This is a genomic window from Streptosporangium vulgare, assembly GCF_042428775.1.
GTDB classification, from domain to species: Bacteria; Actinomycetota; Actinomycetes; order Streptosporangiales; family Streptosporangiaceae; genus Streptosporangium; species Streptosporangium vulgare.
This window is the reverse complement of the sequence record NZ_JBHMBS010000017.1, coordinates 162,588-184,982: the sequence shown is the minus strand read 5'-3', so window position 1 is coordinate 184,982 and position 22,395 is coordinate 162,588. Positions and strand designations below refer to the sequence as shown.

17 protein-coding genes are annotated in these 22,395 nt (G+C 72.1%); 8 read left to right on the top strand and 9 right to left on the bottom strand.

Translation table 11 applies throughout. The features are described from left to right. Positions 1-560 precede the first annotated feature (560 nt). The gene (locus ACFFRH_RS30010; RefSeq protein ID WP_386161055.1) at positions 561-1,616 is read right to left on the bottom strand and encodes a hypothetical protein; all 1,056 of its coding nucleotides are present in this window, start codon (positions 1,614-1,616) and stop codon (positions 561-563) included. Between the two features lie 752 nt (positions 1,617-2,368). Between ACFFRH_RS30010 and ACFFRH_RS30005 the strand changes: the two genes are divergently transcribed. Further along, complete coding sequence (locus tag ACFFRH_RS30005) at positions 2,369-3,667, top strand: polysaccharide biosynthesis C-terminal domain-containing protein (RefSeq protein WP_386161054.1); 1,299 nt, start codon at positions 2,369-2,371, stop codon at positions 3,665-3,667. 161 nt (positions 3,668-3,828) lie between these two features. After that, on the top strand, positions 3,829-4,677 hold the full coding sequence (locus tag ACFFRH_RS30000; RefSeq protein WP_386161053.1) for an LLM class flavin-dependent oxidoreductase: 849 nt from the start codon (positions 3,829-3,831) through the stop codon (positions 4,675-4,677). A 109-nt stretch (positions 4,678-4,786) separates the two neighbouring features. Here the strand turns inward: ACFFRH_RS30000 and ACFFRH_RS29995 are convergent, their stop codons facing one another. The 3 genes from ACFFRH_RS29995 to ACFFRH_RS29985 form a co-directional block, all read right to left on the bottom strand. Next, positions 4,787-6,439, bottom strand: a complete 1,653-nt coding sequence (locus tag ACFFRH_RS29995; protein ID WP_386161060.1) for a ThuA domain-containing protein — start codon at positions 6,437-6,439, stop codon at positions 4,787-4,789. 409 nt (positions 6,440-6,848) lie between these two features. Beyond that, complete coding sequence (locus ACFFRH_RS29990; protein ID WP_344746006.1) at positions 6,849-7,331, bottom strand: metallophosphoesterase family protein; 483 nt, start codon at positions 7,329-7,331, stop codon at positions 6,849-6,851. Positions 7,332-7,637: 306 nt separating this feature from the next. Then, the gene (locus ACFFRH_RS29985; RefSeq protein ID WP_344746005.1) at positions 7,638-8,669 is read right to left on the bottom strand and encodes a glycoside hydrolase family protein; all 1,032 of its coding nucleotides are present in this window, start codon (positions 8,667-8,669) and stop codon (positions 7,638-7,640) included. Between the two features lie 232 nt (positions 8,670-8,901). Here ACFFRH_RS29985 and ACFFRH_RS29980 point away from each other — a divergent pair, with 232 nt between their 5' ends. The 5 genes from ACFFRH_RS29980 (at position 8,902) to ACFFRH_RS29960 (ending at position 15,017) form a co-directional block, all read left to right on the top strand. After that, positions 8,902-9,933, top strand: coding sequence for a LacI family DNA-binding transcriptional regulator (locus ACFFRH_RS29980; protein ID WP_386161052.1), 1,032 nt, complete (start codon positions 8,902-8,904; stop codon positions 9,931-9,933). 4 nt (positions 9,934-9,937) lie between these two features. Further along, positions 9,938-11,728, top strand: coding sequence for an FAD-dependent oxidoreductase (locus ACFFRH_RS29975; protein ID WP_344746003.1), 1,791 nt, complete (start codon positions 9,938-9,940; stop codon positions 11,726-11,728). A 131-nt stretch (positions 11,729-11,859) separates the two neighbouring features. Beyond that, positions 11,860-13,143, top strand: a complete 1,284-nt coding sequence (locus ACFFRH_RS29970; protein WP_344746002.1) for an ABC transporter substrate-binding protein — start codon at positions 11,860-11,862, stop codon at positions 13,141-13,143. A 1-nt stretch (position 13,144) separates the two neighbouring features. Continuing rightward, positions 13,145-14,185: a carbohydrate ABC transporter permease gene (locus tag ACFFRH_RS29965; protein WP_344746001.1), complete on the top strand. Its 1,041-nt coding sequence runs from the start codon at positions 13,145-13,147 to the stop codon at positions 14,183-14,185. Next, positions 14,175-15,017 (top strand): carbohydrate ABC transporter permease, encoded by an 843-nt coding sequence (locus ACFFRH_RS29960; protein ID WP_344746000.1) that lies wholly within the window; start codon positions 14,175-14,177, stop codon positions 15,015-15,017. Before ACFFRH_RS29965 ends, ACFFRH_RS29960 begins: the two co-directional genes overlap by 11 nt. Before the next feature lie 19 nt (positions 15,018-15,036). Here the strand turns inward: ACFFRH_RS29960 and ACFFRH_RS29955 are convergent, their stop codons facing one another. Both ACFFRH_RS29955 and ACFFRH_RS29950 read right to left on the bottom strand, forming a co-directional pair. Next, a complete protein-coding gene (locus ACFFRH_RS29955) occupies positions 15,037-15,903 on the bottom strand; it encodes an oxidoreductase (protein WP_344745999.1) in 867 nt (288 codons plus the stop codon). A 452-nt stretch (positions 15,904-16,355) separates the two neighbouring features. Beyond that, positions 16,356-17,372, bottom strand: coding sequence for a zinc-dependent alcohol dehydrogenase (locus tag ACFFRH_RS29950; protein ID WP_344745998.1), 1,017 nt, complete (start codon positions 17,370-17,372; stop codon positions 16,356-16,358). A 90-nt stretch (positions 17,373-17,462) separates the two neighbouring features. Between ACFFRH_RS29950 and ACFFRH_RS29945 the strand changes: the two genes are divergently transcribed. Next, the gene (locus ACFFRH_RS29945; RefSeq protein ID WP_344745997.1) at positions 17,463-19,181 is read left to right on the top strand and encodes an IlvD/Edd family dehydratase; all 1,719 of its coding nucleotides are present in this window, start codon (positions 17,463-17,465) and stop codon (positions 19,179-19,181) included. Here ACFFRH_RS29945 and ACFFRH_RS29940 read toward each other — a convergent pair. The 3 genes from ACFFRH_RS29940 to ACFFRH_RS29930 all read right to left on the bottom strand — a co-directional run bounded on the left by ACFFRH_RS29940 (position 19,068) and on the right by ACFFRH_RS29930 (position 22,209). Next, entirely contained in the window at positions 19,068-20,831 is a 1,764-nt protein-coding gene (locus ACFFRH_RS29940) for a rhamnulokinase (protein WP_386161051.1), read from the bottom strand. The genes ACFFRH_RS29945 and ACFFRH_RS29940 overlap by 114 nt on opposite strands. A 317-nt stretch (positions 20,832-21,148) precedes the next feature. Next, entirely contained in the window at positions 21,149-21,481 is a 333-nt protein-coding gene (locus tag ACFFRH_RS29935; protein ID WP_344745995.1) for a YnfA family protein, read from the bottom strand. A 215-nt stretch (positions 21,482-21,696) separates the two neighbouring features. Continuing rightward, on the bottom strand, positions 21,697-22,209 hold the full coding sequence (locus ACFFRH_RS29930) for a calcium-binding protein (protein ID WP_344745994.1): 513 nt from the start codon (positions 22,207-22,209) through the stop codon (positions 21,697-21,699). Positions 22,210-22,395 lie beyond the last annotated feature (186 nt).

Here is a 22,395-nt window from a genome sequence, read left to right as displayed (position 1 = left end):
TCGCCGGTGAGCAGGTGCCCGAGCGGGTGGTGACCGAGGAGACCACCTTCACCCAGGAGCAGGCCAAGCAGGCCCTGCCCACCCGCCAGTACTGAGCGAACGGGCCGCCCCTGACGCGGGGGCGGCCCGCCGCCCGGGGAAGAGACCCGGGGAAGAGGGGGCGCCGCCTCCGGCCGTGGAATGTGACCCCGAACCGGCGGCCCTCCCGGGCGCGACCGCCGCCCGGGGCCGTCCAAGGCTGTCCGGGTCTGTCAGAGGCGCGAGTGACGAGGACTTCGTCGCCTCGGGCCACTCGGGCTCCTTGCGGCGGACCGCCCTGGCGGGCGTGACGAGGAGGCGGTGACGCGGGGTGGCATCACATTTGCGCTGTTCCTCGGCCATCACCGGCCACGACGACCGTGGCCACGTAGACGGCGGCGAGCGGTGTGGCGATTCTGCCGAAACGGTAACGGCGCACGGGAACCCCCTCGGGCACTGGCGGACAAGATCCGATCCGGAGAAGGGCGCCCAACCCTGGCGAGCCGCCCCGAAACGATCAAGTGACCGAAAGCCGTCGGAGCTCACCAGACGCTCCAGTCCTCCTTCCGCGGCGGATAGGAGAAGGTCTGGGGACCGGCCCAGTCCTCCCCGACGACGCGGTAGTCGTGCGCGGCCTCGCTCGCGGTGTGGCCGCGGCCGACGTCGACCGTGTCGGCGGTCGACCAGACACCGCCGACCCTGTGCTCCACGGTGTAGAGGAACTCGTTGAAGCCCGAGGGGGACACGCACGTGTTGACGATGGCGAGCGAGCGTCGCCCCGCCGTCAGGCTCGGCGGGATGGCGACGATCTGGTTCCTCCACTTGTAGACGCCGTCTTCGAGCAGCGGTCGCCACTCCGCGGCCGGGGTCCCGTTGACGGTGATGGTGGCGTGCTGCAGCCCGACGCCCACGTCCAGCCTGCGGGTCAGCCGCACGCCCGTATTGGCCGGGTCGACGGTCACGGTGAACCGGCTCGACCCTCCGCGGGGGAACGCACGGCCATCGTCGCTGACGATGTGGGCGGGACCCACGACGTGGCCGGGCACCCCTTCGGGGGCGCCGTGTCGCGGCGTCACCCTCAGCGCGATGACGACGCCCAGGGTCGCGGTGGCCGCAGGCACGGCCACCGCCGCGAGCAGGGCGGCCCGCCGCCAACGCCGTCCGGCGGTACGGGCCGCCCCCGTGTCGCCGGGTGCGGTCACGACCCGGGCGGCGGGCGGCGTGCCGTCGGAGGGCCCGGCACCGCGATCCTCCCCGGACCCGGCGGACATCTGGTTGACACGCACCCGCTCCCACGCCCGTTCCCACGCCGGGAGCCGATGGTCGGGGACGCGGCATCCCCGCAGGAACGCCACCATCACCGCCTTCTTGGGAAAGCGCCGACCGGCCAGCATGTCGGCGCAGGTGGTGCGGGGCAGCCGCGCCCCGCCCGCCCGGTCCGCCCGGGTCTGGAGCTCCCGGAGCGACACGTCGGCCCGCGCGAACTGCTCGGCCAGCAGCCTCACCAGGTCCTCGTGACAGGTGACCGACTCCAGCCCGTCACCGGCCGTCTCTCCCGCGGGCCGAGGGCCCTGGCCGCCCTGAGGGGCCTCACTCATCGTTTCCCCGACCCCGCCCTCTCCTGACCGGACCGTTCGGCCTCACCGGCCGCGCCAGAAAGTGTACGAGCGATCGCCGAGCGTGTCCGGGCCCGGCGGTACGGCGTCCGGAACCGGCCGGGCCTTCTCTCTTTCACCACGGGCACGTCGTGGACTGCATCGCCCCTGCGGGAGCCGGGTGCTTTTCGGGCCGCCGTGATCGGCGTGGTCCTCATGATCGTCGAAGCGCTCGGACGGCCCATCGTCAAGATCGGACGGCTCGTCGTCAAGAAGGGCGACCCGTGTTCCGCGTTCCCCGGCCCGCCGGTCCCTGGTTCGGCGCGCCGCGGTGCTCGGCGACCCAGCGACAGGCCCCCTGCGCCGAGCGGGCCGCTCCGCCGTCAGGAGGGCGGATCATCGCCGGATCACCGGCCGCGGCGGCGATCTCGGGCCGCGCCAGCACCGATCTCGCCACCACAAGATCATATCTAAGAGATCTTCTCGTTGAACCAACCCGCGTGCGTCCGGGCGGCGGGCTCCTGTGACAGTGGACGTGGCCCGGCCCGGCGTCGCCCCGGCCCGGCGGCGTGCCGTCCCTGCCCGCCGGCCGTCGTACCCCTGCCTGCCTGCGTGCCGGCCGCTGCGGCTGCCGCCCGCCAACCGCTGTGTTCCCGCCCGGGAGCCGTCGCGTCACCGCTCGACGATCACCGTGCGGACCGGGTGGTATAATGATCACGTATCCCGGGCGGTCGACCTCCCGGGATTTTGTGTTCATGTCCTCTCCCCATCGCGCGATCCTGAGCGCGGCCGTTCCCCTTTTCCTGTCCATGAGTGCCGGGATCGTCGCCCAGCTCGTCAGCACCGCCCTGCTCGGGCACCGGGCGACGGCGGCGCTGGCCGCCTTCGCGCTCGCCGGTGCCGTCCTCAACCCGGTCACCGCCGCGCTCGCCGCCGGGCTGCGCGGCATGACGCCGTTCGTGGCGCCCCATCGTGAGAGCCCGGCCGAGGCGCTGCCGATCCTGCGTGACGCGCGCTGGCTGACCGTCGCGCTCGGTGCGGTGGGTGCCGGTGCCGTGCTCTGCGTCCCGCTGATCGCGCGGGCGAGCGGGGTGCCCGGCGAGGTGACGGCCGAGTTCGGCATGCTGCCGCCGCTCCTGGCCCTGAACGTGCTGCTGCTGTCCGCGGGCGGCGGTGCCAACGCGGTGCTGATCGCGCTGGGCCGCAGCCGGCAGGTGCTCTGGTCGGGCCTGTCGAGCACGGCCGTCGAGGTGGTCCTCCTCCTCACCCTCGTGCCCTGGCTGGGCGTCCACGGCACCGGCATCGCGCTGGTGGCCTCCACGGCCGTCGCCGTGACGGTGTCGAACGCCTGCCTGCTGCGCGTTCCCGGGCTGGCCGGGCAGCCGCTGTGGCCCGGACGCCCCCGGTCACGCGAGATCCTGAGCATGGCCCGGGTGGGCATCCCGATGTCCGCCACCGTGCTGATCAAGTTCACGGTCCTGGGCGGCCTGACCTACGTTGCCGCGCGGACGGGCGCGCGGGGGGCGGCCGCGCACGCGATCCTCAGATCGCTCGCCGAGTTCCTGGCGCTGACCGCGTTCGCCGTCGGCCAGGCGTCGGCGCCGGAGATCGCCAGGGCCGCCTCTCCGGCCGCGGCCCGCCTGGTCAACCGGGTGGCGCTGCTGCTCGCGGCCACCGGAGCGGTCGCGGGCGTGCTCCTGCCGGCGTTCCTCGGCACCTTCGTGGTCGGCCTGTTCACCTCGGACGCGGAGGTGCTGGCCCTGGTCCTCACGCTGGTGCCCCTGCTGGCCGTCCACGCCGTCGCGAACAGCTGCGGGATCGCGATGTCCGCCGGTCTGACCGGCCTCAGGCGCCCGGCCTGGGGCCTGGGCTCGGCCGTGGCCGGGTACGGCCTGCTCGCTTTGATCGCGGCTCCCGTGACCGCGGCCCGGGGGCTGACCGGCCTGTGGGCGGCGATGGCCGTCACGAGCGTGCTCATCCTCGTACTGCAGGGCGGCGGTTTCCTCCGGCACAGCGCGCGGGTGGGCGCGCCCGCGGAACCCGCGCGGACGTGAGCGTGTGGTAGGGGAGGGGACAGTGGTTACAATGGTGGCACTCCAAGGATCGCGCTCCCCGGAAAGACGTCGCAGTAAGGGAGCGCGCCGCGCACGGTGACCGTGCCCGGTGCTGGAGGGGCGGCAGTTCCTTTTGCATGCCCTTCTGGAGGTTGGATTCCATGAACGTAGGTCTTGGCCTGCCCATCAGCGATCCGTTGTCGCTGCTCTCCTGGGCCCGGCGCGCCGACGCCGGTCCCTTCACCACCCTCGGCCTGCTCGACCGTCTCGTCTACGCGAACCCCGAGCCCCTGATCACGCTGGCGGCCGTCGCGGGGGTCACCTCGCGGATCCGCGTACAGACCGAGGTGCTGCTCGGTCCCCTTCGCGAGTCGGCGCTGCTCGCCAAGCAGGCCGCGACCCTGGACCGCATGTCCGGCGGCCGTTTCACCCTCGGCATCGGGATCGGGACACGCCAGGACGACTACCTCGCGGTGGGAGCCGACGTCCGGGGTCGCGGGCGCCGGCTCGACAGGCAGCTGGCGACGCTGCGGCGCGTCTGGTCCGGTGAGCCCTACAGCGAGGAGGTCGGCCCGATCGGGCCGGCCCCCGTCCGCGAGGGCGGCCCGGAGATCCTGATCGGCGCCTTCGCCCCCACCGCGATGGAGCGCGTCGCCCGGTGGGGCGACGGGTACCTGTGCGCCGCGCCCGCCGGCATGGCCGACCGGCTCATGCGCGACGTCGAGAGGTCCTGGACCCAGGCGGGACGGGCCGGACGGCCTCGCATGGTCGCGCAGGTCAACGTCGCCCTCGGCCCCGAGGACACCGTCCGCGACGCCACGGAGGCGATCACCTCCTACTACGGCTTCCTGGGCGACACCACCCGGGTCGTCGAGAACATGCTCACCACGCCGGAGCGGATCCGTGACGTGATCGGCGCGTTCGCGGACCTCGGCGCCGACGAGGTGGTGCTCTACTGCTGGGCCCGTGACGCCGACCAGGTCGACCGCCTCGCCGACGTGGTGGCCTGACGGTCACGGTGGACGGCCGGGGAGGGTCCTTCCTGACCTTCCCCCGCCATGGTCGTGAGGCCGGGCCGCGGCTCGTGGCGCGCCGGGGCGGCGCGCCACGAGCCGAGGTTCACCTGGTGAGGGTGAGGGTGTCGACGTCGAACAGGAACCCGCCGCCACCGGTGAAGGTGAGGAACAGCGGTCCCGAGGCCGATCCGGTCAGCGGGGTGGAGACGTTCTGGAAGGTCTCCCAGCCCCCGGTGTTCGGTACGGCCACCGAGCCGAGGACGGTCCCGGTGGCCGATCCCGAGCGAACCTGGATGGTGCCGCCGGACCCGGCGGAGGAGACGCGGGCGCCGAAGGCGGTGGCGCCCGCCGTGCTGATCGACGAGTAGCCGACCCAGTCGCCGTTCTCGATGAACCCGGCCGTCCTGCCGCCGCTGGCCGGGCCGTGGTCGGCGACCTGCACGCCCGAGTTGGAGGTGTAGGACTCCGCCTCGGCCGTGGTCTGGATCGGGCCGGTGCCGCCCAGCTCCTTGATCCGGACGTTGCGGAAGGAGACGTCGTCGCCCGTGCCGTGGTTCTGGATGCCGACGTGCCCCTCGCGGATGCTGCGGGCCGGGTCGGTGTTGGTGAAGTCGTTGATCCTGACGCCGTTGAGGAAGACCTGGAGCCGCTCGCCCTGGACGAGGAGCTCGTAGGTGTTCCACGCGCCCGGCGGGTTCAGCGCCGCGTCGCGGGCCGCGACGTCGGCGGCCTTGATCGCGTAGATGGACCCGGTGGTGCGGTCGACCGCGTCGGTGGCGTCGATCTGGACCTCGTACCCCTTGGAGGTGTTCGTGGGGTCGGAGGCCGACATGCCCACGAAGACGCCCGAGTTGTCGTCCCCGGCGACCCTCCAGTCCAGCTTCAGTGAGTAGGAGAGGTACTTCTTCGCCGAGTACCACAGCACGCCCATGCCTCCGGTGGAGGTGAGGGTGGCGTCGGTGTTGGTGAAGCCGCCGGGGCCGCTCTGCGTCCAGCCGGTGGTCGAGCCGTTGTACAGGGTCGTGTAGCCGGTCTCCGGGCGGCAGTCGGCCTTCGCCATCCCGGCCGCGTACCGGATGCCGCCGAGCAGCAGCGACCGGAAGCCCGACTCGGTGTACGAGCTCGCGGTGTGCCCGAGCCCGGTGTAGAACGAGCGGCCGGACGCCAGCGGACGGCACCAGGTGATCGGGTGGTCGCCCATGTCGCCGCCGCTGTAGCTGCCCTCGTCGAGGTTCTGCAGCACGCGCGCGCTGTTGCGCGGGTTGGTGCGGTAGTTGTACCACTCGTCGCTTCTGGACCAGGTCGGACCCAGGTGGGCGGTGGCCGCGTGCGCGCGGTCCTCGGTCCTGACCGTCGCCTGCTGGACGGCCGGGTGTCCCTTGAACCAGGCGCCCGCGAGGTTGCCGTAGAACGGCCAGTCGTACTCGGTGTCGGCGGCGGCGTGGATGCCGACGTAGCCGCCGCCCCCGTTGACGTAGGACTCGAAGGCGGTCTGCTGGGTGCCGTCGAGCACGTCACCGGTGGTGCTGAGGAACACCACGGCCTTGAAGCGCGCCAGGTTGGACGCGGTGAAGGTTCCCGCGTCCTCGGTGGCGGTGACGGTGAAGTTGTTGGCCGAGCCCAGGTCGCGGATCGCCTGGAGGCCCGCGGGGATCGAGTCGTGCCGGAAGCCGGCCGTCTTGGAGAAGACCAGCACCTGGTAGGCGGGGTCGGCGGCCTGGGCCGCGGTGGGGACGAACAGGGCCGCGCCGGTCATCGTGGCCACGGCGGCCGCCAGGCCACCTCGGGCGAACCTCCGCCTGACCGTCGCGAACCTCCGCCTGGCCTTCCCTTCAAGCCTTCCGGGCCTTCCAGGGGATCGCCGTGCCGGAACCGCCGGAGCCACCGGCGCCATCGGGGCCGCCAGATCCGCCGGAACCGCCGGGGTGTCGTCCGCGATCGCGGACGTCATGGAGAGTAACCGGCTCCAGAGTCGAGAACGTTGTGACATAGGGGTCCTTTCCTGACCTGGGGGATAAGTCAGGCAAGGCGCGCGCCGCCGCGCTGGTTGCCGTGGTGCTCGATGCTTTATTTGTCCTGAAGGACAATTAACCGGTGTGTAACACGTGTATATCGTGCCGCGCACCTCGATGGAAGTGACGGGTCGCGACACCTCGGGCGGCGCGTCAGGTGACGGGGACGATCCTCGCCTCGACGAGGCGGCCCTCCTCGACACGCAGTGTGCCCAGGGTGCCGTGAGGCTGGCGGCGGCGGTCGGTGGGCGATCCCGGGTTGAAGATGCGAAACCCGTCGTCGCCGTGGTCCAGCGGTATGTGGGAGTGCCCGAACACCACCAGATCGGCCTCGGGGAACCGGCGCCGCATCCGGGCGAGCCGCCCCTGCGCCGTGCCGCTGTCGTGGATCATCGCCACGCGCAGCCCGCCGAGATCCAGTTCGAGCGTCTCGGGGGCCACCACGTCCGGCCCGTCGTTGTTGCCCTTCACCACCCGCACCGGGGCGTAGGCGGCGAGCTCGTCCAGCACCCCGGCGACGCAGACGTCGCCCGCGTGCAGGATCAGGTCCGCGCCCCGCAGATGCTCGGCCACGGCCGGCGGGCACGACTTCCACCGTCTGGGCGCGTGGGTGTCGGACAGCACCACCACGTTCATGTGTCCATGCTCCCACCGCTGCCGCCGGAGGGTCCGTTCGCTGGGGGAAAGCCCTTTTGGTCGCGGAAAGATCTCTTGCCGGGGCGGCCGGTGGCTCGCGCCTCGGATCGCGCGACGCCCGGCGGGTTCCGGGCCCAGCGGGCAGGGGCCTCCCGGGACCTCGGCCTCCCGGGGACCTCCCGGGGCCTGGGTCCTGGAGATCTCCGGAGGTCCTGGGGAGCCGTCCGGCTCGCGGGACCCGTGTTCCGGGAACGCGGCCCGGACGGCACCGCCGCCGCGGAGCCGTCCGGGAGCGCGCGTTCCCGCCTAGACGGCGCGGGCGACGGCGATCGTCGACCCGCTCCGCTGACCCGCCTCGTAGAACATGTACTCCACACCGCCGTCGGTGCCGAAGGAGGGCGCCGCGCTGCGCCCCCCGTCGGGGGCGCCGGTCAGGGGCCGGTGGAAGACGCCGAGGTGGACCTCCCGGTCGAAGGCGTTGCCCACCTCGGTGAGGAACATGTTCCCGCTGTTGCCGTGGTAGACGACGTACGCGGTGCCGTTGCGCTTGAGCAGGTGCGGCCCGGACAGGTCGGTCTGCCCGTCGGGCGCGGGCGACACCAGCGGGGCCGGGTCGAACTGCCAGCTCTTGCCGTTGGACGACCAGCCCCAGAAGATCTTGCGGGAGCCGCCGGTGACGCCCATGAAGATCATGACGTACTTGTTGCCCAGCCCCGGGACCGCGTGCTCGAAGACCCGGGCGTAGGAGGTCTCCGTCGAGCCGGGGATCATCGCGGTGGTCAGCACCGTGCCGTGGTAGGTGAAGCGCACGCCGTCGGTCGACCAGGCCATCCGGGTGGTGTTGTTCTCGCCGTGGAAGTACATGTAGAACTGCCGGGCGGCGGCGTTCCAGATGATGTGCGGCGACGAGACGTGGCTCACCGAGTAGTGCGGTGACCAGGTGTTGGAGATGATCGGGTTGTTCGGGTACTCGGTGAACGGGCCGCCGAGCGAGTTGCCGTAGGCCAGGCAGATGCCGCCGGGCGGGTCGTGCGGGGCGTAGTAGAGGTAGTAGCGTCCCAGCGGGCTCGCGATCTTGTCGTACATGCCCCGGATGCAGGGGAAGATCAGCTCGTTGGTCGGGTTGTAGCGCAGGCTCGCCTTGTTGAACGGCGTGCCGATGTACTGGTACGTGGGGAATCCGGCGGGTCCCAGCGCGGCCGCCGTACCGGCCGGCGCGGACGTCTCCGCGAGCGCCGCCGTGGCCGCCCCGGGGAGGGCGAGCCCGAGACCGCCGGCGACACCGGCGCCGACCGCCGTGCGCAGGAGTCCGCGGCGGTCCAGGAGGGGTTCAGACATTGACCGTCCCTTCGCGACAACTTTCACCGTGAGTGATGGTGAGGACATCTCTCTGATCGCAAAGGTTCGGTCAGGCGCGCCCGCCCGTCAAGGTGCTAATACGGATTATCACCGGCGGAATTTCCATTTCATGATCCCTGCTCCCGGCTCTTGACAGGATCCGGTGGCTGATTGCAGGATGACGTCCCAACCTCGCTAATGCGCATTATCACCAGATGGGACGCTACGGATCGTGACCTCCCCCGGCCGCCGACTCACCCAGCAGGACATCGCCCGCATCGCGGGGGTGAGCCAGACGACGGTGTCGCTCGTCCTCAACAACCGGACCGACGCCGAGGTCCGCATCGCCCCCGAGACACGCGAGCGGGTGCTGCGGGTGATCAGGGAGACCGGATACGTCGCCGATCCGGTCGCCCGGCGGCTCGCCGAGCGGCGCAACCGCATCCTGGGCGTCTTCACCTACGAGGCGGTCTTCCCGACCGCGAGCGCCGACTTCTACCACCCCTTCCTGCTCGGCATCGAGGAGTGCGCCGAGGAGATGGGCTGCGACCTGCTGCTGTTCACCAGCGCCAGGGCCGCGGGGGAGCGGCGCCGGATCTTCAACGAGGACAGCCGGGTGCGGCTGGCCGACGGCTGCGTGCTCCTCGGGCGCGCCGTCGACCGCGACGACCTGGCCCGGCTGCTGGCGGAGGGCATCCCCTTCGTCTCCATCGGCCGCGGCGACGACGCGGGCGCCCCGGTGCCGTACGTGGGCGCCGACTACTCGCCCGCGGTGCGCGCCCTGGTCGACCGGGCGGCGGGGCTCGGCCACCGGAGGCTGGCCTACGTCGGCACCGGGGCGGGCGCCGAGTCGCCGGCCGACCGCATGCGCGGCTTCCGCGAGGCGGTGGCCGCCGTCGGGGCCGAGGGGTCGCACGTGCCGGTGATCGGCAGGACCCCCGAGGAGATCCTGGGGGAGCTGTCGGCCACCGGGGTGACCGCGGCCTTCGTCGAGGAGCCCGCCGACATAGTGGCGATCATGCACGCGGCGGGCGAGCGGGGTCTCACGATCCCCGGCGACCTGTCGATCCTCGCGCTGGGCGCGCCGACCAGGCCCGTCCGCGTCGACGTCGACCTCACCGGGTTCCGCATCCCCCGGCAGGAGATGGGCCGCAGGGCCGTCGAGCTGCTGGCGGAGGTGCTGGAGGGCGGCGGGGGGACGCCGCAGGAGTTACTGGCCTGCGAGCTGGTCGAGGGATCCACGCTCGCGCCGGCCCGGAGCTGACCGGATGAAGCTGACAGGACAGAGCCGACCGGACGGTGAGATCGCCGAAAGCGGCGAGAACGGCGAGAACGGCGAGGACCCCGGCGGCGACGAGAACGCCGGCGACGACGAGAGCGCCGGAAGCGCCGAAGGCGCCAAGAACGGCGAGAGGGCAGTGAGAACGACGATGATGGGAGAGACCCCCGAAGTGGTGGAGATATCGGCGGACGCGGTGGTCGTCGGCGGCGGGCTGGGCGGCGTCGCCGCCGCCCTGGCGCTGCTGCGGGCCGGGCGCACCGTGATCCTGACCGAGGAGTACGACTGGCTCGGCGGGCAGCTGACCAGCCAGGCCGTACCGCCCGACGAGCACTCCTGGGTGGAGCGCTTCGGCGTCACGGCCTCCTACCGGGCGCTGCGCGAGGGCATCCGCGGCTACTATCGCGACCACTACCCGCTGACCGCGCGGTCGCGGGCCTGGCGGGAGCTGAACCCGGGCGCCGGGCACGTGAGCCGCCTGTGCCACGAGCCGCGCGTCGCGGTCGCGGTGATCGAGGCCATGCTCGCGCCGTACCGGGGTTCGGGGCGGCTGCGCGTGCTGCAGCCGTACCGGCCGGTCGGCGCGGAGGTCGACGGCGACCGGGTGCGGGCCGTGCGCCTGGAGCACCGGGACGGGGGCGGGGAGGTCACGGCCGTCGCGCCGTACGTGCTGGACGCCACCGAGACGGGCGAGCTGCTGCCGCTGACCGGCACCGAGTACGTCACGGGGTTCGAGTCGCAGGGCGACACCGGGGAGCCGAGCGCGCCCGCCGAGGCCCAGCCGATGAACATGCAGGCCGTCTCGGTGTGCTTCGCGCTCGACCACGTCGACGGCGACCACACCATCGACAAGCCCGCCGCCTACGAGTTCTGGAGGAGCTACCAGCCCGGCTTCTGGGGCGACCGGCTGCTGTCCTGGCGCTGCCCGCACCCCAGGACCCTGGAGATCGTGGAACGCTCCTTCACCCCCAACCCGGACGACGACCCGCTGCTGGTGGAGGCCGACCAGCGGCTCAACCCCGGCGACGCGAACCTGTGGACGTTCCGCAGGATCGCCGCGCGCCGCAACTTCGCCGACGGCGCCTACGACAGCGACATCACCCTGGTCAACTGGCCGATGATCGACTACCTGGAGGGTCCGGTCATCGACGTGCCGGACGCCGCCGCGCACGTGGCCGCCGCCCGGGAGCTGTCCCGCTCGGTGCTGTACTGGATGCAGACCGAGGCGCCGCGCGCCGACGGCGGGACCGGTTTCCCCGGCCTGCGCCTGCGCGGCGACGTCACCGGCGGAGGCGAGGGCGGGCTGGCCCAGGCCCCCTACATCCGCGAGTCGCGCCGCGTCCGCGCCCTGTACACCGTCGCCGAGCAGGACCTGTCGCTCGCGGTGCGCGGCGACAAGGGCGCGGTGAGCTACGCCGACTCCGTCGGCGTGGGGATGTACCGCATCGACCTGCACCCCTCCACCGGGGGCGACAACTACATCGACGTGGCGAGCTCGCCGTTCGAGATCCCCCTCGGCGCGCTCGTCCCGCAGCGGATGACCAACCTGCTGCCCGCGTCCAAGAACATCGGCACCACCCACATCACCAACGGGGCCTACCGGCTGCACCCGGTGGAGTGGAACGTCGGAGAGGCCGCGGGCGCCCTCGCGGCCTTCTGCCTGGACAACGCCACCACCCCGCACGCCGTACGCGAGGACGAGGGCCTGCTCGCCGACTTCCAGCGGCGGCTCACCCGCGAGGGCGTCGAGCTGCGCTGGCCGCAGGTGACCGGTTACTGACCGGCCACCGATCGGCCACGACCGGCCACCGACCGGACGAGCGGCCACCGACCGGACGAGCGGCCACCGGCCGCCGGGCGACCGGTCACCCACCACGACCGCCGGGGGATTCCCAGCAAGGAGATCGGACCATGAAACCATTCGGAAAGCCCGCGGCCGTCGCGCTGGCGGCGCTGCTCACCCTGACGGCGTGCGGCGGGGGAGGCGAGGCCACCCCCGCAGCGCAGGGCCCCCAGCCGCTGCGCATGACGATCTGGACCTCCAACGAGGCCCACCTGAAGCTGTTCGACGAGATCGCCGCCGAGTACAGGAAGACCCACCCCGAGGTCGGCGAGATCAAGTTCGACCCCATCCCGTTCGAGAACTACACCACCACCCTGACCACCCAGATCGCCGGGGGCAACGCCCCGGACCTGGCCTGGATCCTGGAGAGCTCCGCGCCGGACTTCGTCTCCTCCGGCGCGCTGGCGCCGCTGGACGACACGCTGGGCAAGGCCCAGGGGTACGAGTTCGGCGACCTCACCCCGTCGGCCGTCAAGCTCTGGCAGGCCGAGGGCAAGCTGTACGCCTACCCGTTCTCCACCTCGCCGTTCGGCGTGTTCGTCAACACCGACCTGCTCAAGAAGGCGGGCCAGAAGACCCCCGCCGAGATGATCAAGGACGGCACCTGGACCTGGGAGAAGGTCGCCGCCCAGAACGCCGCGGTCGCCTCCAAGACCGGCAAGGCCGGCATGGTCGTCCGTGACTTCGACTACAAGGGCTGGGACAACCTCGCCACGGTGTGGGGCGGCTGGGGCGCCCAGGCGTGGAGCGAGGACGGCAGGACCTGCGGGTTCGACAGTCCCGAGATGGTCGAGGCCATGACGTTCCTGCACAAGTCGATCTTCACCGACAAGGCCTTCCCCGGCCCCGGCACCACGGCCGACTTCTTCGCGGGCGACTCGGCGATGACCATCACCCAGATCTCCCGCGCCTCGCTCCTGGAGGACGCGAAGTTCGGCTGGGACCTCGTCCCGCTGCCGGCCGGGCCCAAGGGGGAGTACTCGGTGATCGGCCAGGCGGGCCTGGGCGTCTTCAAGAAGTCCGCCAACGCGGCGGCGGCCACCGACTTCCTCGCCTTCTTCACCAACCCCGCCAACTCGGCCAAGCTCGCCGCCTACTTCCCGCCGCCCCGGGCCTCCCAGCTCACCGCGGACACCATGGCCAAGAGCAACCCGCTGCTCAAGCCCGACCAGCTGCAGAAGGTCGTGATCGGCGGCATCGAGAAGGGCGTCGTCAAGCCCAACCACACCGGCCAGGCGGAGCTGTCGCAGACCGTGCGGGCCGCGCTCGACCCGCTCTGGCAGCCCGGTGCCGACGTCAAGGCCGTGCTGGGCGGCGTGTGCGCCAAGATCCAGCCGATGCTGGGTGCGTGACGTGGCCGCGTCACACCCCGGATCCGCGGTGACCGGCCGGGCCGGCGCCCGGCCGGTCACCGGCGGGCGGGCCGCCAGGGGCGACGACCCGGTTCGCCGGGCCGGCCTGGCTCCTGGGAACGGCGGGGGCAGGGTTTCCCGGGACGGCGGGGGCCGGGCCTTCTGGACCGTGCGCCGCCGCGACAACCTGGTCGGATACCTGCTCGTCGCCCCGCAGCTCCTCGGCAGCCTGCTGTTCGTGCTCCTGCCGCTCGGGCTCGTCCTGTGGTACAGCCTCCACGAGTGGAACGTGCTGGCCGGGACCTTCGAGTTCGTCGGCGGGGAGAACTACGACCGGCTGCTCGCCGACCCCAACCTGCGCGAGGTGCTGGGGGGAACCGCGCTGTTCTCCGTCGGCCTGGTCGTGTTCAACCTCGGCCTCGCCCTCGTCCTGGCGATCCTGCTCAACCAGCGGCTGCGCGGGACCACCTTCTTCCGCACGGTGTTCTTCTCGCCCGTGGTGGTCTCGCTGGTCGCCTGGACGATCGTGTGGCAGTTCCTGCTGCAGGACGACGGCGGCCTCAACGGCCTGCTCGCCACCGCCGGGGTCGACGGCCCCAACTGGCTGCGCGGCGAGGGCACGGCGATGCTCTCGGTGGTCGTCGTCCAGGTCCTCAAGAACGTCGGCCTCAACATGGTGCTGTTCCTGGCCGCCCTCCAGGGGGTGCCGGCCCAGCTCTACGAGGCCGCCGAGCTGGACGGCGCCGGGGCCTGGACCCGCTTCCTGCGGATCACCGTCCCCCTGATCAGCCCGACCATCCTGCTCACCTCGATCATCACCGTGGTGGGGTCGCTGCAGGTGTTCGCGCAGATCGCGGTGCTCACCCAGGGCGGCCCCGGCATGTCGACGACCGTCCTCGTCTACTACCTGTACCAGCAGGCGTTCCAGTTCCATCACTTCGGGTACGGCGCGACGCTGTCGGTCCTGCTGTTCGCGATCGTCGCGCTGCTCACCGTCGTGCAGTGGCGGATGCGCAGGAGGTGGGTCTTCAATGAAACGTGAGATACCGGTACGGCTGAAGACGCTCCTGTACGGCCTGCTGTGCGTGTTGTGCGTGCCGTTCGTCTTCCCGACCTGGTGGATGGTGACCTCGTCCCTCAAGCCGGTCAGCGAGATCTTCGCCTTCCCGCCGAGGCTGCTGCCCGCCGACTGGGACTTCTCGGCCTACGGGCAGGTCTTCCGGCTGCAGCCCTTCGCGGGCCAGTATTTCAACAGCCTCTACATCGCCCTGATCGTCACGGCCGGCACGATGGCGGTGGCCGCCATGGCCGGGTACGCCTTCGCGCGCATCCGCTTCCCCGGCCAGAACGTGCTCTTCGTCGTCGTGCTGCTCGGGCTGCTCATCCCGAGCGAGGTCACGATCGTCCCGCTGTTCCAGATGTTCCACGGGCTCGGGCTGACCGACACCCACTGGCCGCTGATCCTGGTGCCGATCCTCGGCGCGCCCGGGGTGCTGGCCACCTTCATCATGCGGCAGTTCTTCATCAGCCTGCCCGGCGAGCTGGAGGAGGCCGCCCGGGTGGACGGGCTCGGCCGGTTCGGCACGTTCTACAAGGTCGCGCTGCCGCTGGCCCGGCCCGCGCTCGGCGCCGTCGCGATCTTCACGTTCCTGCACAGCTGGAACCTCTACCTCGAACCCATCGTGTACCTCTCCTCGCCGGAGAAGTTCACCCTCCCGCAGGCGCTGACCCAGTTCGTCGACGCCTACGGCGGGCCGATGTGGAACGTCCAGCTCGCCGCCGCCTCGATGACCGCCCTGCCGGTGCTGGTGGTGTTCGTGCTCGCGCAGCGGCAGTTCATCGAGGGGCTGGCCCACACCGGCCTGAAGGGCTGAGCGCCTCCTCAGGCGGCGGTCACCCGCCGATCGCGTCGAGCTCCTTGAGGACGTCGGCGGGCAGCTCGATACCGGCTCCCGCGACGTTCTCCCGGAGATGGGCCACCGACGACGTACCGGGGATGAGGAGGACGGTGGGCGAGCGGTGCAGCAGCCAGGCGAGGGCGACCTGGAAGGGAGTCGCGCCGAGCTCGGAGGCGACGCGGTCCAGGACGCCGGACTGCAGGGGTGTGAACCCGCCGAGAGGGAAGAAGGGCGTGTAGGCGATACCCTCGCGGGCGCAGTGGTCGACGAGGTCGTCGTCGGCGCGGTGGGCCAGGTTGTAGAAGTTCTGCACCGACACGACCGGGGCGATCGACCGCGCCTCGGCGAGCTGCTCCGGTGACACGACGCTGACGCCAAGATGCCGGATGAGGCCCTGCTCCCGCAGCTCCGCGAGCACGGTGAACGGCTCGGCGATCGAACCGGGGGCCGGGTCCGTCAGCTCGCCGACCCGGAGGTTGACGACGTCGAGCGCGTCGAGCCCGAGATGTTCGAGGTTCTCGTGGACGGCGGTGATCAGCTCCTCGCGGGACAGGGCCGGCGGCCAGGACTTGTCGGGGGCGCGCCGGGCCCCCACCTTGGTGACGATGCGCAGGTCGTCCGGGTAGGGGTGCAGGGCCTCACGGATGATCTCGTTGACGACGTACGGGCCGTAGTAGTCGCTGGTGTCGATGTGGGTGATCCCCAGCTCGACCGCCTCCCGCAGCACCGCGATCGCCTCCCCGCGGTCTCGCGGGGGTCCCCAGACACCGGGGCCCGCGAGCTGCATGGCCCCGTAGCCCACCCGGCTGAGGGTGAGGTCTTCGGCGAGCTTCAGGCTTCCGCCCGGTAGTGACGTCGGCATTGTCAGTCCTCTTATCGGTTTTTCGGGTTCTTGAGGGTTTTCGTGGCGTTCGTGCTCTTCACGGTTTCCGTGTTCTTTGTGTTCTTCGTGCTCTTTGTGTTCTTCGTGTTCTTCGTGGCGCGGGGCCGGTCGTGTGCCGGACGGAGCCCCGGAGCCGGTCGTCACCCGCTCGCCGTGGCCGTTCCTCGCCGCGGGGCCTCTCGCGGCACGGTCGCGCGGGCCGGCGGCGGGGGATCCCCGGCCGCGACTGAAGTCTCCGCCGGCCGTCCACGGACAGGAAGTGGCCTGGTCATCCTGGGAATGACAGGACCAGGATGGTAGATGGCCGCCTTGTTCTCATCGAAACATGGGCGGAACAGGAGAAACCTCATCCGCGAGTACCTGAGCGTGCGCCGGGAAGCCGATCCGGCCGGCCGCGTCGGACGGCTCCGGAGGCCGGTCGCGGGACCCGGTCAGGCCCGGGGATCGACGTGGATCTTGGGGCCGGGTCCGGCCCCCGCGGGGCGGGAGCCGGAGAGGATCTCGCCCACCTCGTCGAGCCCGACGACGGCCGCCACCAGCGGCCGGGGGTCCACCGCGCCGGAGGCGTAGTGCTCGATCGCCCCCGCCAGGCCGGGCGAGGCGCTCAGGATGCCGACGGCCGTGACGTCCTTGAGCACCAGCATGCGGGTGTCGACCGCGCTGGGGGTCGGCGCCAGGCCGATGTAGACCACCCGCTTACCCGGTTCCACCAGGTCGACGGCGAGGGAGGGCAGGCCGGGGGCGTTGGCGGCGTCGATGACGGCGTCGAACGGGAGATCGGGAAGCTTGTCCGAGGTCCACGCCCCGTGCGCCCCGAGGCCACGGGCGAACTCCAGCGACGGCTCCGACAGGCCCATGACGTGGACCTCGGCCCCGTGCGCCAGGGCGAACCGGGCGGCGAGCAGGCCGATCGTCCCCGGCCCCAGCACCAGCAGCCGGTCGCCGGGGGAGAGGTTCGCGGCCTCGACGGCCCGCAGCGCGTTGCCGCCCGGCTCGACCATCGCCCCGGCCACCGCGTCGACCGTGTCCGGCAGGACGTGCAGCGCGGTGACCGGCACGGGAAGCCGCTCGGCCAGAGCGCCTGGCCACCCGCCCCGGATGCCGATCTCGAAGCGGTCCTCGCACACGTGCTGCAGCCCGCCCAGGCAGCGGCGGCACCTGCCGCAGCCGAGCATGGTGTCGCCGGTGACGCGGGTGCCGATCCAGCCGCCGTCGACGCCCTCACCGACGGCGGAGACCATCCCGCACCACTCGTGGCCGAGCCGTATGGGATAGCGGGCGTTGTCCTTCTCCTTGAGATAGGCCATCTCGCCGCTGAAGAACTCCATGTCGGTGCCGCACACCCCGGCCCGTTCCACGTCGACCACGACCTGTCCCGGACCGGGCACCGGGGGCTCGACGTCCAGCACGGCGAAGCGGCGGGGCCCGGTCACGACGAACGCTCTCACGGGTGGAACCTTCCAGGGGCCGCCGGGGCGAGGCGGGAGGTACAAGAATCGGGTTCCGTAGACTACCGTTCGGCAAATGAGGCTGAGAACGTGACGGCGGACCGGCGGAGTTCGCAGTGGTACGCGGGAACCGACCGCAACGCCTACATCCATCGGGCCTGGATGCGGCGAGGGCTGCCCTCGCACGCCTTCGACGGCCGGCCGCACATCGCGATCGCCAACACCGCCTCCGACCTCACCCCGTGCAACTCCCACCTCGACGAGGTGGCCGAGAGCGTCAAGCAGGGCATCTGGGAGGCCGGTGGCGTCCCGATGAACCTGCCGGTCGTCTCGCTGGGCGAGACGCTGGTCAGGCCCACCGCGATGCTGTGGCGCAACATGGCCGCGATGGCGACCGAGGAGATGCTGCGGGCCAACCCGATCGACGGCGTGGTGCTGCTGGGCGGCTGTGACAAGACCATCCCGTCCCTGCTGATGGCCGCGGCCTCGGTCGACCTGCCCGCCGTGGTCCTCCCCGGGGGGCCCATGCTCACCGGCACCTTCCGCGGCGTGCCGCTGGGCTGCGGCACGGACGTGTGGAGGCTCAGCGAGGAGGTCCGCGCGGGCACCCTGAGCGAGCAGGCGTTCCTGCGCTCGGAGTCGTCGATGATCCGCAGCAGGGGCCACTGCAACACCATGGGCACCGCCTCCACCATGGCCTGTGTCGCCGAGGCGCTCGGCACCACCGTCCCCGGCCTGGCGGGCACGCCCGCCCCCGACAGCCGCCTGCTGGAGGGCGCCCACGAGACCGGGCGGCTCGCCGTCGAGCTCGTCGAACGGGACCTGCGCCCCAGCGCCCTGCTCACCAGGGGATCCTTCCTCAACGCGATCGTCGCGCTGGCCGCCGTCGGCGGATCCACCAACGCGGTGGTGCACCTGCTGGCCATCGCGGGCCGGCTCGGCGTCGAGCTCTCCCTCGACGACTTCGACCGCACCGGCGCCGGGGTGCCGCTCCTGGTCGACCTGCAACCGGCGGGCCGCCACCTGATGGAGGACTTCCACCGCGCGGGCGGCCTGCTGGCCGCGCTGCGCGAGGTACGCGACCTGCTGGACCCGGACGCGCTGACGGTGACCGGCAGGCCGCTCGCCGACCACCTGGACGAGGCGCGGATCTGGGACGAGACCGTCATCCGCCCGCGTGACCAGCCGTTGCAGGAGGCCGCGGGCATCGCCGTCCTGTACGGCGACCTGGCACCGTCCGGGGCTGTCATCAAGCCCGCCGCGGCCTCGCCCGAGCTGATGCGCCACCGGGGCCGGGCCCTGGTCTTCGACAGCATCGAGGACATGCACGCCCGGATCGACGACCCCGATCTCGACGTGGACGCCTCCTCGGTGCTCGTGCTGCGCGGGTGCGGTCCCAAGGGCTACCCGGGAATGCCCGAGGTGGCAAACCTGCCGCTGCCGGCCAAGCTCCTGGAGCGCGGGGTGCGTGACATGGTGCGGATCTGCGACGGCCGGATGAGCGGCACGGCGTACGGCACGGTGGTCCTGCACGTGGCGCCCGAGGCCGCGGCGGGCGGCCCGCTCGGCCTGGTGCGGACCGGCGACCCGATCGTCCTGGACGTCGAGGCCAGACGCCTGGACCTCGACATCCCGCCGGAGGACCTGGCCAGGCGTCAACCGTCCGAGGCGATGCGGGAGGCCTTCGCCGCGCCGTCACGGGGCTGGGAACGCCTCTACGTCGATCATGTGATGCAGGCCAACCGGGGCGCCGACCTCGACTTCCTCGTCGGCTCCAGCGGTGACGCGGTCGCCAGAGAGTCCCACTGAGGTCACCGAGGTCACCGAGACCGCCGGGGCCGCTGACGTCGCCGGTGTCGCCGGTGTCGCCGGTGTCACCGGTGTCCCCGAGGGGGCCGACGCCGCGTGGCGGGCCGGGCGCGTCCGGCGCCCGGTGTCCGGCCTCGGCCCGGGTCCCGCGTCGTTCCAGAACCCGTCGATGCCGGTCAGCCGCCGGTAGCGGGAGTAGGCGATCTCGTACGGCTCCCGCCGCGCGGCCGGGGGGAACGGCCGGGGCCTGAACGAGCGGCGGACCACCTCGCGCAGCTCGGTGAGGGACCCGAGGCGGCCGTCGGCCATCGCCTGGACCAGCAGGTTCCCCACGGCGGTCGCCTCCACCGGACCCGCGAGCACCGGCCGCCCGGCGAAGTCGGCGACGAGCCCGCAGAGCGTGGCGCTGGCGGCCCCGCCCCCCACGAGGTGCACGGCCTCCACCCGCCGGTCGCTGAGGAACTCGGCCTGCTCCAGGGCCCACCGGTAGGAGCACGCGAGGCTCTCCAGGACGCAGCGCACCGTCTGCGCGCGGTCCTCGGGCGGCGCCTGGCCGGTCGACCGGCAGTAGGCCGCGATCCTGGCCGGGATGTCACCCGGTTCGAGGAACCACGGGTGGCCGGGGTCGATCAGCGGGCCGAACGCGGGCGCCGTGGCCGCCTCGGCGACCAGGTCCGCGTACGAGGTGCGCACCCCCCAGGCCCTGCGGCACTCCTGGAGCAGCGTCAGGCCGTTGAGGGCGCGGGTGAAGCGCACGGTCCCCATGACGCCGCCCTCGTTGGTGAAGCCCGCCAGCCTGGCCGCCCGGCTCGTGACCGGCGCGTCGAGCTCCAGCCCCGCCAGCGAACGGGGGCCCAAGGAGATGTAGCCGACCGAGCCCGCGGAGACGGGAAGCGCCGTGGCCGCGGAGGCGGCGTCGTGGCCGGCCACCGCGACGACCATGGTCGCGCCGGGACCCCTCCCGTTCCGGCTGCTCCGGACGCCCCCGCTGCCCACGCCGCTTCCGTCGCTCCCGTCGCGCAGCGGCCCGGCGACCGTGCCGGGTTCGGCGAGCCGGTGGGCGAACAGGTGGTGGGGCAGGCCCAGGCGGGTGACGAGGCTGTCCGCCCACCGGCCGGTCCTGGCGTCCAGCAGCTGGCTGGTGCTCGCGATCGTCCGCTCGGCGAGCATCTCGCCGCTCAGCCAGAGCGTGAACAGGTCCGGCATCATCGCCAGGTGGTCGGCCGCCTCCAGGAGCGGGGACCCGGCGTGCGCCAGCAGCTGGCAGGCCGTGGTGCCGGGTCCGGGACGCACCCCGGTCAGCTCGTAGTGGTCCTGCCAGGAGACGAGACCCGTCAGGCCGGAGGTGTAGGGGTCGAGGTGGTGGCGGGGGTTGGCCAGCAGCCGCCCGGCGCGGTCGAGGAGCGCGAAGTCACCGCCCCAGGCGGTCACGCCCACGCTGGTGAGGCGGCCACGGGAGGCGGCCAGTGCGATGCCCCCGCGGGCCTGGGTGAGAAGTCCCAGCACGTCCCAGTACAGGCCGTCGAGAACGCGGACGGGCCGGTTGGCGAAGCGGTGCGCCTCTCGCACCGCGAGCCGTTCACCATCGAATTCGCCGGTCAATACCCGGCCGCCCTCAGGTCCGAGATCCACGGCCACGTAGACGGGCACGGTCCAAGGGTAACCGGAAAGGCTTTCCTGATACGGGAGATATATCAGAAATGGTGGATGAAACTGCCTGCGGATTCGCCTTTCTCTCCCGGTTCGTTCACGCGGGCCTTTCCTTCGGCCTCTCCCGGTTCGGCCACGTGGGCCTTTCCTCGGGTCTCCCCGGTTCGGCCACGTGGGTTTCCCCAGGTCTCCCCGGTTCGTTCACGCGGGCCTTTCCCCGGGCGCCCCCGGTCCGGCCGTGCGGGCCTTTCCCCAGGGCCCTCCCGGCTTGGCCACGCGGGCTTTCCCGCGGACCTTTCGCGACGGCCGCTCCGGGTTCACCCGCGCGGGGCGTACATGATCAGGGCGACCCCCGCCAGGCACACGCCCGCGCCGATCAGGTCCCACCGGTCGGGGCGGAAGCCGTCGGCCAGCATCCCCCACAGCAGCGAACCGGCGATGAACACCCCGCCGTAGGCGGCCAGGACCCGGCCGAAGTTCGCGTCCGGCTGGAACGTGGCGACGAATCCGTACGCCCCCAGCGCGGCGACCCCCGCGGCGATCCACAGCAGCCCCCGCTGCTCGCGGACCCCCTGCCAGACCAGCCAGGCGCCGCCGATCTCGGCGACGGCGGCCAGCGCGAACAACAGCAGTGAACGGGCGATCGTCATGTTCGGAAAATAGCGGCTCCCCGTGCCCCGGCCGCGTCCGGGGCACGGGGAGCCGTCCCGGGCCGCGCTCGCGGCACCGGTCCCGCGTGTCCCGGGCCGTGTGACGGCGTCGGCCCCGCGTGTTCCGGTCCCGGGGGCGGGCGGCGGCACCGCCCCCGCGGTGCCGCCACCCGCCCCCTGACCTGGCCCGCTCCCGTGCGGCCAGGTGACCTCCACTACACCTCGCAGTTGACCTCGGTCTCCCCGCTGCAGCCGTCGGAGTCCGGTCCGCCGTCGGTGGTGTCGTTGCCGCCGTTGCCGGACAGGAAGTCGTCGCCGCTCCCGCCGACGAGGATGTCGCGGCCGGAACCACCGGAGAGGCGGTCGGACCCGGCCGAGCCGAAGATCTCGGCGAACAGTGAGGTGTTGTTGCGCACGGTGTCGTCGCCGGTCCTGACGTTGACCGTGATGGTCGAGACCCCGGAACAGGAGACCGTGCCGGGCCCCTGCTGGACGCATCCGGCACCCGCGGTCACCGAGTGCAGGCTGGAGGTCACGTTGACCTTGCCGTTGGACGGGTTGATGTCGACACTGTCGTTCCCGGTCGTGCCCACGACGGACATGTTCCCGAACGATCCCACCGTGACGGTGGCCCCGGCCGCGTGGGCGGGGGAGGCGAGGACGGCGGTGGTGGCGAGCCCGGCCAGCGTGAGTGCCAGGGCGGTGATGTTGCGACGCTTACGCGACATGATGGTGGTCTCTCCGATCTGTGAACTGCGGACGCCTTTATGTAAGCGGCCATTCGGGAGACGGTCTGCGTCATAGTGCTCACATGGCCCATGGCCGGACAGGGAAATCCGCCGGGCGGGCGATTTCCGTCCCCTGGTCACCGGCGGGTTCTCCGGCACAGCGAATGGCGAGGAATTCCCCATTCA